Genomic DNA, 3,537 nt, shown 5'->3' with positions numbered 1-3,537 from the left:
CGTTTGCACAACCAGTTCTGCGCCAGCAGGCGCAGACCCTGTTGTTGAAGATGCTCGAGCGCACGGCGCTCGGCATCCATGCCGCTTTGCTGGCGTGACCTGTCAGGCATCAGCGAGCGGTGTCCGGCAGGCGCTGGACCTGGCCATTGGCGAACTGGGCCCATGGCAACTGGCGCACGACCCGCTGGCTCTGAGACATGCCAAGGCTGCCCGACTCACCGTCGATGCGGCTGTCTGGCAGAGACTTGAGTTGGCCCAGGCGCGGTGCCAGGCGATAGGCGTCCACACCCATTGCATACAGACGCCCCAGGCTGCCGGCGGCTTGTGGCCACTGGGCTGTGACCTGGCGGCGCAGTGGATCGTTGGCCTCCAGCAGCCATGGCGTTTCGCAGAAGCGGATGCCATTCATGTCGTTGTACTGGTTGACGTCGCCACTGGCGCTGAACACGTGAGAGGTGGCGTAGACCGGCACATCGCCTGCGTACTGGAAGTTCAGGGTCGGTTTGATCTGCTGGGCCTGTTGTGGTGTTGCGGCCAGGAAAATGAACTCGATGTCCTGGCGGCGCGATGGCTGGGCAGCGACTTGCGAGCCAACAGTGCTTTGCAGGCTCTTGGCGCGACCTTCGCTCTGACGCAGCTGGAACATGTCGGCAATCTGCTGGGCTAACTGGACCGGTTGATCGACACGTTCGGTGGCAACGATAGTACCGCCATTGGCCTGCCAATCCTGGCTGAACGACTTGAGCACACGGTCGCCCCATTCACCTTTCGGCACCATGATGGCTGCACGGTGCAGGCCATCGGCGCGAGCGCGGCGCGACACTTCACGAGCTTCGTCTTCAGCGGCAAGACCGAACTGGAACAACTGCGCCGGGCCTTGATCGCCCTCGCTGTAATTCAGCGCGAGTGTGGTGATCGGCAATTGCGGGCGAGTGCTCAGCTGTTTGACCAGCGGCTTCTCCAGCGGGCCGACGACCAGTTGCACGCCATCGGCCTGGGCCTTGCGGTAGAACTCGTCCATGGAGGTCAGGCGCGAACTGTCATAAAACTCGATGGCGGGTGGTTTCTGCCCGGCCTGTTGTGCCTGGTAGTGAGCGGCCATGAAACCGTCGCGCAGTGCTTTGCCAACCGAGGCCAGCGGGCCGTCCTGAGGCAGCAGCAGGGCGATCTTGCTCAGGGGTTGGCTGGCCAGTTCCTTGAGTTGGGTCAGTGGCTGCGGCAATTGAATGGCTGCCGGGTGTTTCGGATTCCGCGTGCGCCAGTTGTCGATGGCGGCTTGTTGCTGCTCCAGGGTGCCGGCGGATTTCACGGCCAGCGCCAGGGCCATCCAGCCGCCGAGATCGTCGGTGGTGTTCGGCTGCAACTGATCGGTCGGCAGCGAAGCGATCAGGGTCCAGATGGCTTCGTGGTTTTTGCTGGCGGCTTCACCTTTGAGCATCGGGGCGATGAAAATGCGCTCGCGAGCGGCGGCGAGGGTCTGGCCATCGGCTTCAAGTGCGCGGGCGTGAACGGTGCCGGTGCGGACCTGTTGTTCGACGGGCAGTTCGCTCAAGTATTGCAGGCTTGGGTGGCTCAAGGCGGCCAGTGCGGCCTTGGGCTGATTGCGGGTCATGGCCAGTTCAGCCGCCAGGGTGTTGGCGAAAATCTGTGGGCCCGGCTTGAGCTGCTCGATAGGAACCTGTTGCAGGATTTGCGCGGACTGGCCGGCATTGCCCTGGTGAAAGGCCAGGTCGGCAGCGCTCAGGCGCAGAAGGGCGGCATCTTCCGGTGATTTGCTTTGGGAGGCCTTCTCAAGCAACTGCTCGATACTGGCGTCCGGTGTCCGTGGAAGTTCGCCAAGGCTGGAGGAGGGCGAGCTGGCGCAAGCCGCCAGCAAGGCAGCGAGGCAGAGGGCAGATAACAGCCGCAGGCAAGCGATCATGTAAGCGTTCCTGATACTCGATCAAATTAGCGTGGAATTGTACCCAAGCACTGGCCGGGGCGCGATGTTACTGGCGTGAATCGATCAATTTAGCTGGTGGAAATGTTGCGCCAGCGCACAAACGGTCGCCGATGCCGTGTTTGCTTGCGCGTATCGTGAGCCTCGCTACGCGCTACAATGGCGGCTTTTACCGATCATGAGGTGTGCGCTTTGACTGCTCCAGGTGCTTTGAATTCCGCTGCTGGCTCGCTTTTTGTGGTGGCGACGCCCATCGGCAACCTGGATGACATCAGTGCGCGGGCGCTGAAGATTCTGCGTGATGTGGCCTTGATCGCCGCGGAAGACACCCGCCATTCCCAGCGCCTGATGCAACACTTCGGCATTGCGACGCCATTGGCGGCCTGCCATGAGCACAACGAGCGGGATGAAGGTAGCCGCTTTATCACTCGTCTGCTTGCCGGTGACAACGTGGCGTTGATCTCCGACGCCGGGACGCCGCTGATTTCCGATCCGGGTTATCACCTGGTGCGGCAGGCCCGGGCTGCAGGCATCAATGTGGTGCCGGTTCCGGGTGCCTGCGCGTTGATTGCAGCGTTGTCGGCGGCGGGTCTGCCTTCCGACCGATTCATTTTCGAAGGTTTCCTCCCGGCCAAGGCGGTGGGGCGGCGGGCGCGTCTCGAGCAGGTAAAGGAAGAGCCCCGCACCTTGATCTTCTACGAGGCTCCGCATCGCATCCTTGAATGCCTGCAAGACATGGAGCTGGTGTTCGGTCCCGAGCGTCCGGCGCTGCTTGCCCGTGAGTTGACCAAGACGTTTGAAACCCTCAAGGGCCTGCCACTGGCTGAGCTGCGTGAGTTTGTCGAGTCGGACAGCAACCAGCAGCGCGGCGAGTGCGTGGTGCTGGTAGCGGGCTGGTCCGCGCCCGAGGAAGAAGGTGCCGTCAGCAGCGAGGCGATGCGCATCCTCAACCTGTTGCTCGAAGAAATGCCGCTCAAGCGTGCGGCGGCTTTGGCGGCGCAAATCACCGGCGAGCGAAAGAATGTGCTGTACCAGATCGCGCTGGATCAGCAGAAGGGCGAGTAAAACCCGACGCACAGGCGCGCTCTATGGCGCTTGGTGCTTGTTCTTCGGGCGCTCTGCCGGTAACCTTCGCGGCGGAGAGTCGATCGGACAGTCGCTGCCCCCTATGAAAATTAGGGGGGGGAGGAAAGTCCGGGCTCCATAGGGCGAAGTGCCAGGTAACGCCTGGGAGGCGCGAGCCTACGGAAAGTGCCACAGAAAATAACCGCCTAAGCGCTTCGGCGCCGGTAAGGGTGAAAAGGTGCGGTAAGAGCGCACCGCACGTCTGGCAACAGTTCGTGGCTAGGTAAACCCCACTTGGAGCAAGACCAAATAGGGTCCCAAGGCGTGGCCCGCGCTGGGACCGGGTAGGTTGCTAAAGATGTCCAGTGATGGCCATCGTAGACGAATGACTGTTCAAGACAGAACCCGGCTTACAGATCGACTCTCCACCTTTTTTCTCCTCTCTGCTTAATTTATTGGGCAGAGTGTGTCGGTGGTAGCAATTTCCCTCCTTGCACAGTCGTCAGCAGGAGCGGTTTTGTGATATTGATTAG

The 3,537-nt window shown here is 61.5% G+C and carries 2 protein-coding genes, 1 other RNA gene and 1 pseudogene; 2 read left to right on the top strand and 2 right to left on the bottom strand.

The features are described 5' to 3' along the window. Both ACXRVY_RS20480 and ACXRVY_RS20475 read right to left on the bottom strand, forming a co-directional pair. Positions 1-110, bottom strand: a pseudogene (locus tag ACXRVY_RS20480) (YraN family protein); the annotation flags it as partial. Next, positions 110-1,921 carry a penicillin-binding protein activator gene (locus ACXRVY_RS20475; RefSeq protein ID WP_223461204.1) on the bottom strand — a complete coding sequence of 604 codons (1,812 nt, stop codon included), beginning with the start codon at positions 1,919-1,921 and terminating at the stop codon, positions 110-112. The pseudogene ACXRVY_RS20480 and the gene ACXRVY_RS20475, both read right to left, overlap by 1 nt. Positions 1,922-2,098: 177 nt before the next feature. Between ACXRVY_RS20475 and rsmI the strand changes: the two genes are divergently transcribed. Together rsmI and rnpB are read left to right on the top strand one after the other, a co-directional pair. Continuing rightward, positions 2,099-3,004 (top strand): 16S rRNA (cytidine(1402)-2'-O)-methyltransferase, encoded by a 906-nt coding sequence (gene rsmI, locus ACXRVY_RS20470; RefSeq protein ID WP_223461206.1) that lies wholly within the window; start codon positions 2,099-2,101, stop codon positions 3,002-3,004. Between the two features lie 75 nt (positions 3,005-3,079). Then, an RNA gene (gene rnpB, locus ACXRVY_RS20465) (RNase P RNA component class A) lies at positions 3,080-3,433 on the top strand. Positions 3,434-3,537: the final 104 nt, after the last annotated feature.

Source organism: Pseudomonas sp. P5_A2_2 (assembly GCF_054177685.1).
This window is presented reverse-complemented; position numbering and strand designations above follow the sequence as displayed.